We start from the raw sequence: 6,351 nt of genomic DNA on the forward strand, positions 1-6,351 counted from the left end.
ACCTGGATGCCTGCGCACAGGAACTACTGGAACACGGTTGCGAGTATGTGTTGATTACCGGTACTCATGAAAATACACCAACTGTCATAAACAACCTGTATTCTGAACAACAACTGGTTGAGTCTTTCAACTGGGAACGATTACCCTACAGTTTTCACGGTTCCGGTTGTACGCTGGCAGTCGCGATAGCGGGATTGCTGGCTCAGGGGCTGGATCCGTCTAATGCCATTTATGAAGCACAGGAATATACCTGGGAAGCATTGAGTCACGGATATCGGATCGGAATGGGACAATCGATACCCAACCGGTTATTCTGGGCACATGGAGACGACGAAGAATAAATTCAAATCGATGCTGTACGGATTGTACGCAATTACCCCCTGTTCCAGCCTCCAGTCATTAAGTACTTCTGAACTTGTCTCAAAAATTCACGCTGCCATCGAAGGTGGAGCGCGGATTGTACAGTATCGTGAAAAACAGCTTCCTGAGGCAGCCCGACGCCAACAGGTGCATGCGATCAAATCGCTTTGTGAAACCCACAATGTTTGTTTTTTGGTGAATGATGACGTGGCGATGGCTCACGACGTTGGGGCGCAGGGCGTACACCTGGGGAAGGGCGATTTATCCCTGGTACAGGCGCGTGAAATTCTGGGCGATTCAGCCATTATTGGCATTTCCTGTTATAACCAGCTTGAACTGGCGGTTAGAGCCCAGGAGCAGGGCGCGGACTACGTAGCATTTGGTCGATTTTTCTCCTCTCAAACCAAACCATCGGCTGTACAGGCCGACATCGAGTTACTAATTCGGGCAAAAACCGAACTATCTATCCCCATTGCGTGTATTGGGGGAATTACAGCGGAAAATGCTAAACTACTCGTTTCGGCAGGCGCAGATATGCTGGCGGTAATTAATGCCATTTTTGGTACCAAAGATAATAGTAGTGCGGAAGATATCAGGCAGGCGGCGCATCAAATAGCTGAATGTTTTGATTCACGCTAGCAACATGCAACGATTAAGTAATTAAAAACACGAGTATCAAAAACAAAATCCAATAATTAAGGAATTCATCATGACGCGATCACATGACTTATTTGAACAAGCCCAACAATATATCCCCGGTGGTGTTAATTCTCCGGTGCGTGCTTTTCGAGGCGTGGGCGGCGATCCTGTTTTCTTTAAGCATAGTGAAGGTGCGTATCTCGTTGATGAAGATAACAATCGCTATATTGATTATGTGGCGTCCTGGGGGCCAATGATTGTCGGCCATCAACACCCGGAAGTCATCAAGGCGGTGCAGGCAGTTGTTGCAGAAGGTATTGGTTATGGTGCGCCAACGGCTATTGAAACGGAAATGGCGCAGCTGGTTTGTGAACTGGTGCCATCAGTGGAGATGGTGCGCATGGTTAACTCCGGTACTGAAGCCACCATGAGCGCCATAAGGCTGGCGCGTGGCTACACGGGGCGCGACAAATTAATCAAGTTTGAAGGTTGTTATCACGGCCATTCTGATTCTTTATTAGTGAAGGCAGGTTCCGGTGCCTTAACCCTGGGTGTCCCAACATCGCCTGGTGTTCCTGCTTCACTTGCGGAACATACCATTACACTAAACTATAACGATATCGATCAGGTGCGGCAGGCATTTGATGAGGTGGGCGATCAGGTGGCCTGTGTCATTGTGGAGCCGGTTGCGGGCAATATGAATTGCATTCCACCGGTACCGGGTTTTCTGGAAGGTTTGCGTGAACTCTGCGATAAGCATGGCGCCGTTTTAATATTTGATGAAGTGATGACAGGTTTTCGCGTGGCATTAGGTGGTGCGCAACAGCACTATGGTGTAACGCCGGATTTAACTACCCTGGGTAAAGTGATTGGCGGTGGATTGCCAGTGGGTGCCTTTGGCGGCAAAAAAGCCATTATGCAGGAGATTGCGCCACTGGGGCCGGTCTATCAGGCCGGTACCTTATCAGGTAATCCGGTATCGATGGCAGCGGGTTTAACTACCTTGAACTTAATTCAGGAGGCTGGTTTTCATGATGGATTGAGTCAGAAAGCCGCTATGTTATGTGATGGTTTAAAACAGCGTGCTGCTGCTGCGGGCATCCCTCTTGCCACGAATCAGGTAGGCGGTATGTTTGGCGTGTTTTTTACTGATACTGATGAGGTCACGACGTTCCAGCAGGTCACAAAGTGTGATATTGAGCAATTTCAGATTTTCTATCATGGTATGCTGAGCCAGGGTGTTTACCTGGCGCCGTCAGCTTTTGAAGCAGGATTTGTATCCGCAGCGCATACGGACAAGGAAATTAATGCAACACTGGATGCCGCAGAAAAGGTATTTGCGTCTTTAAAATAACATCAAACTTAAACGGTATTCAGATTACAAAGGGATTGTTATGCGTCGCATGCCTGTTTTCATGCCGCCTGGTTACAATTTTGCAAAATATTTAAGGTTTGCTATCGCAACGCTGCTAATTGAGTTTGTTGCTGTTAGCATTGCTTCACCTGTATTTGCAGCGCCCGCGAAAAACAGGTCAGTTGAAGCGCGTGACCTAAAATCCATCGCGATTTATCCTCAATATAAGGCACCCGCCACGGTTGTCGCACTTAACGATAGCGAGCTAAGTGCAGAAATCAGCGCTATTGTGGAATCTGTTCCGGTAGAAGTAGGGCAGCAAGTCAAAAAAGGCGACTTGCTGGTCGCGTTGCGTAAAAAAGACTTTCAACTTATTTTACAGCGCGAAAAGGCGGAACTTTCTGCGTTGGAGACGCGAATTGATTTTGCACAGTATCAGTTGCAACGTGCGCAAACATTAAAGAAGCAGCAGGCAGTGTCGGAGGAATTGCTAAAGCAAAGGGAAACTGATTTGGCGGTATTGGAATCGGATAAAAAATCCCGAGAAGTGTCACTACAACAAGCTAAACGCAATCTGGCCAAGTGTAATATTCGTGCGCCATTTGATGCGGTCATTGTAGAGAAGATTGTCAGCGTAGGTGAGTTAGCAAATCCTGGCACCCCGCTGTTGAGAATCGTGGATGCCCAACAGCGCGAGGTCGCCGCAAAATTACAGAGTTACCAGATTGCTTCCTTGCATGCCGCAGCCGAATTGTATTTTGAGGATCGCAAGAACAATTATCCATTGCAACTGCGTAGTGTGTTACCTGTCATCGATCCTACCGCCCGAACCCAGGAAGTCCGTTTAATATTTAGCGCAGCAAAGGCGTTAGTGGGTGTGTCCGGCGAACTTATCTGGAAAAACCAGCAACCGCATATTCCGGCAGAAGTACTGGTGCAAAGGGGCGGTCGCCTGGGAATTTTTATTGTCAATAAAGACAGGCAGGCAAAATTCATGGTGCTTGACGATGCCGTTGAGGGGCGACCCACATTCGTTGATTTACCATTGAGTACCCTGATTGTCACCAAGGGTCGATTTCAGTTGCAAGACGGGGATGCGGTGTCGCTTTTGTAGAGTAACATATAGTGTAGCAACAAAAGGTAAAGCAACAACGAGATTTAGCATTTGTTTCGCCAACCAACCAGTACAACGATACCTGCCACATGAACCTGCTTAGACGCTTAATAAAAAACCATGTGTTAGCAAACGCAATGTTTGTCGTGGTGTTGTTAGTGGGTACGCTTACTTATATTCAAATGCCGCGCGCGCAGGATCCGGAGATTAATTTTAACTGGATAAGCATTGTGACGTTTTTACCAGGTGCGTCGGCGGAAGATGTGGAAAAACTGGTGACTGATCCTCTGGAGGAGGCTATAGCGCAGGTTGCTGATATTAAGTTTGTTTCCAGTACCAGCAGGGAAAATATGTCGAACATTCTGGTGCGATTTAACGACATTACTGAACGAGTCTTCGATAAGCGTGTTAATGATTTGCGACGCGAGGTACAAAGTAAAACCAATGCCGAATTACCCGAAGATGTTGATGATCCGCAGATACTGGAAATTACCTCCGCAAATTCGTTTCCCAGCGCGACAGTAGTTGTTACTGGAAAAGCCGATGATGAAATACTACGTCGTACTGCCTTAAACGTTAAAAAAGATATTGAACGCATAAAAGGTGTGGATGACGTCAATGCTGCAGCTTTGGTAGAGCCAGAATTGCTGGTGGAATTTTTTCCGGAGCGGTTACCGGCAAATGGTATTAGTCCTACTCAGCTGGCAAATACAATTAGCGCTTTTTTCAAAGATACTGCTGCCGGGGATTTGCAAATTGGTAATCAACAGTGGCTGGTGCGTTTAATTGGCACTGACAGTGATCCCGGCTACCTGGCGCGCTTACCCGTTATAGGCACGCAAGGCAGTATTCCGGTAGATGCAGTGGCCCGTGTACGCAGGGGAAGGGAAGACGCCACTGAAGCGGCGAGTTATGAAGGTCAGCCAGCTGTACTCTATGGTATTACCAAGCAGGCTTACGTAAATACCCTGGATTTGGTGGAGAATATTCGTGACTATATTGAGCAAAAAAACCAGCTAGTAGAACAGTTCGGTGTGCGTGTGGTCTTACTGGACGATCAAAGCATACCGACGCAAACTGCGTTAAGTGTAATGCAGGGTAATGCATTGCTGGGTCTCATATTGGTCATGGTAGTAGCCTGGATTTTTCTGGGTTCCCGAATTTCATTTTTTCTGGTTATTGGCATCCCCTTTACTTTAGCAGGGACGTTTATTGTACTGGATAACACGGGCCAGACCCTGAATCAAAGTGTGTTGCTTGCTATCGTTATCGTGTTGGGTATGTTGATCGACGACGCGGTGGTTGTCGTTGAAGCCATTTATTACCGTATACAGCGCGGAGTGGATACCATTCAGGCATCATTGGATTCTTTGCGAGAAGTTTTTAGCCCGGTGACGTCATCGGTGATGACAACCATGGCAGCATTTCTGCCCTTGATGTTGTTGCCCGGTATACTTGGTGATTTTATGTTTGTCATTCCGTTTGTAGTGACTACGGCGTTGGCACTTAGCTTACTGGAGGCATACTGGATTTTGCCAGTACATGTGTCGATGGCGAAGTTAAACTTTAATAGCCCTTCACGGTTTCATCACTGGCGCACTTGGGCAACACACTGGATAAGAATCAATTATTCCCGCGCCTTAGTTAAAACGCTACGTAAGCCGATGCTATCGATCATTGTTGTGTTGGTCCTGTTTGTAGCAACCATTGCTTCGTTTGCCGCTGGCCTGGTCAAGATTCAGTTCTTTGCCTTCGATCCCATTCGCCTGTTTTATGTCAATGTACATATGCCGCCGGGTACGAATTTGTATGACACACTGGAGCAAGTAGAAATAATCGAGCAAAAAGTGCGAAAACATTTGCTGCCTGGAGAAGCGCGCGGCATTAGTTCTGTATCGGGACAAATGTTTACGGAAATGGCGCCATTTTTCGGTGATCATTATGGGCAGCTCACGGTAAGTTTGAATCCAAAAACGACTGATATGCGATCAACACCAGAAGTGGTGGAAGCTATACGAGCCGACGTTGAGAATACTATTGGTCCTAACAAAATCTCGTTTCTTATAATGGAGGGTGGTCCGCCCAAAGGGAAACCGATCAGCGTGAAAGTTAGAGGTGACAAGTTTGATGAAATTCAGAGTGCCGTGGAAGACCTGAAACAGATTATTCGCGATATACCCGGCAGTAAAAACCTGTCGGATGATGATAGTCCGGGTAAACTGGAGATGCAGTTACAGTTTGACACTGAGGCCTTACGTAATGCGGGCCTGAATCCAGCGGACATTGCTCGCACCATACGCCTGTTGTTTGATGGTGAAATAGTGGCGAGTATGCAACACCAGGGAGAAGAACTGGATGTGCGAGTGAGGGCAGTACCCAGTACATTAAATGATATTGATAGTGTGTTGCAACGTACAATCGCGCTGCCTAATGGTGGTGTTATTGCGTTAGGGCAATTGGTAAAGGTGGAAACAGGTATAGGACGTGGCAATATAAGGCACTACAACTTTCGTCGCACTACTACTGTGGAAGCCGATTTGGATAAAGCAATGACTGATACAGTGGTTGCCAATAACATTATCAAGGAGCAGTGGGAACAATTCAGGATTAATCATCCTACTATTGATCTGGATTTTTCCGGCGAGCTGGATGATATCCAGGAAAGCATGGATTCCATGCTGATATTATTCTTATTAGGGTTAGGGTTGATCTATTTAATTCTGGGTACCCAGTTTTCCAGTTACTGGCAACCTTTTATGATTTTAACCACGGTGCCGCTGGCATTTACCGGGGTAACATTAGGTTTGATTGTGACGCAGAATCCATTAAGTTTGTTTACCATGTACGGTATTGTTGCGTTGACGGGTATCGCGGTGAATTCTGC

General features: G+C 46.9%; 5 protein-coding genes. All 5 read left to right on the forward strand.

Features of this window, described 5'->3' with window-relative positions; translation table 11 throughout:
• Positions 1 to 341, forward strand: a 341-nt coding sequence (locus tag ACWVCM_RS03615; RefSeq protein WP_455200346.1) for a bifunctional hydroxymethylpyrimidine kinase/phosphomethylpyrimidine kinase, incomplete at its 5' end; no start/stop codon positions are given.
• Positions 322 to 999 carry a thiamine phosphate synthase gene (gene thiE, locus ACWVCM_RS03620; RefSeq protein ID WP_455200347.1) on the forward strand — a complete coding sequence of 226 codons (678 nt, stop codon included), beginning with the start codon at positions 322 to 324 and terminating at the stop codon, positions 997 to 999. The genes ACWVCM_RS03615 and thiE, both read left to right, overlap by 20 nt.
• 70 nt (positions 1,000 to 1,069) lie before the next feature.
• Positions 1,070 to 2,353 carry a glutamate-1-semialdehyde 2,1-aminomutase gene (gene hemL / locus ACWVCM_RS03625; protein ID WP_455200348.1) on the forward strand — a complete coding sequence of 428 codons (1,284 nt, stop codon included), beginning with the start codon at positions 1,070 to 1,072 and terminating at the stop codon, positions 2,351 to 2,353.
• Between the two features lie 40 nt (positions 2,354 to 2,393).
• On the forward strand, positions 2,394 to 3,467 hold the full coding sequence (locus ACWVCM_RS03630; RefSeq protein ID WP_455200349.1) for an efflux RND transporter periplasmic adaptor subunit: 1,074 nt from the start codon (positions 2,394 to 2,396) through the stop codon (positions 3,465 to 3,467).
• A gap of 89 nt (positions 3,468 to 3,556) precedes the next feature.
• A partial coding sequence (locus tag ACWVCM_RS03635; protein ID WP_455200350.1) for an efflux RND transporter permease subunit occupies positions 3,557 to 6,351 on the forward strand: 2,795 nt, incomplete at its 3' end.

Source organism: Kaarinaea lacus (assembly GCF_975902315.1).